We start from the raw sequence: 815 nt of genomic DNA, 5'->3' as shown, positions 1-815 counted from the left end.
CGATCCGGCCGCGGACGGTGATCGTCGCGGCGGTCGCGTGGCTGCTGGCGGCGCTGTTCCTCATCCCGTACCTGGAGATGATCGTCACCGCGCTGCGGCCGGCCGACGAACTGCGCGACGCCACCTACCTGCCCTCGCACTTCGAGTGGTCCAACCTGGTCAAGGTCTGGACCGACTCCACCCTCGGCGGCAACCTGCGCGTCACCCTGCTCGTCGCGGCCGGCTCCACCCTGCTCGTCCTGCTGGTCGCCCTGCCCGCCGCCTACTACACCGCCCGCATCAAGTACCGCGGCCGCAAGCTCTTCCTGCTGCTCGTCCTGGTCACCCAGATGTTCCAGCCCACCTCCCTGCTGGTCGGCCTCTACCGCGAGTTCTACCAGTTCGGGATGCTCAACTCGGTCTGGACCCTGATCATCTGCAACGCCGCCTTCAACCTCGCGTTCGCCATCTGGATCCTCACCGCCTACATCTCCTCCATCCCCGTCGAACTGGAGGAGGCCGCCCAGATCGACGGCCTCGGCCGGCTCGGCGCCCTGCGCCGCGTCACGATCCCGCTCGCCATGCCCGGCATCGTCACCGCCCTGATCTTCACCTTCATCTCCGCCTGGAACGAATTCGTGATGGGCCTGCGCCTCACCACCGTCCCCGAGAGCCAGCCCCTCACCGTCGGCATCAACAACTTCATCGGCAACTACACCGTCCAGTGGAACTACCTCTTCGCCGGATCCGTCGTCGCCATCCTCCCCGTCATCGTCCTGTTCGCCTTCATCGAACGCCAGGTCGTCTCCGGCCTCACCGCCGGATCCGTCAAGTAG

1 protein-coding gene is annotated in these 815 nt (G+C 66.6%); it reads left to right on the top strand.

What is annotated here, in order from left to right; genetic code table 11:
- Positions 1-815: carbohydrate ABC transporter permease (locus IE329_RS40000; RefSeq protein WP_229928168.1), on the top strand; the 815-nt coding region annotated here is incomplete at its 5' end.

This window comes from Kitasatospora indigofera (assembly GCF_014655955.1).
GTDB classification, from domain to species: Bacteria; Actinomycetota; Actinomycetes; order Streptomycetales; family Streptomycetaceae; genus Kitasatospora; species Kitasatospora indigofera.
Note: the sequence above shows the minus strand (reverse complement) of the source record. Positions and strands in the feature narration are given on the sequence as shown.